At 66.1% G+C, this 407-nt stretch carries 1 riboswitch.

Annotated elements, in window-relative coordinates:
- A riboswitch (cobalamin riboswitch) is annotated at positions 1-213 on the top strand. This riboswitch is flagged as partial in the annotation.
- Positions 214-407: the final 194 nt, after the last annotated feature.

The following is a 407-nucleotide window of genomic DNA, read 5'->3' as shown; positions in this document are numbered from 1 at the left end:
AAGGGGCTTAATAGGGAACGCGGTGAGGGTGGTTTGCCACCTGAAGCCGAGGCTGTCCCTGCAACTGTAAGCGGCGAGCGCGATGCATTTCGCTTCTTCCTGCAAAGGAAGGAGCAGCCACTGGGCCAGACGTTTCGTCATGAGGGCCTGGGAAGGCCGTGCATCGTGTGATGACCCGTGAGCCAGGAGACCTGCCGGCGTCTGGTCGCTCTTGCCTGGCCCAGGGGGTGGCCGCGGCACGGTACTCCGTCGAGCGACGACGTGTGCGGTGGGGACCGCACGGGCATGCGTGCCGGTCGCAATCGCGTCCGGCTGGCGCGGATGTCGGCCGTTCGCGGGAGGTCCCTGCCGGGTTCGCTCGACGCCCCGGGGATTACCGTAATGCCATTCCTATTGTCTCGCCTCGC

The organism is Sphingomonas sp. CFBP 13714 (assembly GCF_014842205.1).
In the GTDB taxonomy this organism is placed as follows: Bacteria; Pseudomonadota; Alphaproteobacteria; order Sphingomonadales; family Sphingomonadaceae; genus Sphingomonas; species Sphingomonas aerolata.
This window is presented reverse-complemented; position numbering and strand designations above follow the sequence as displayed.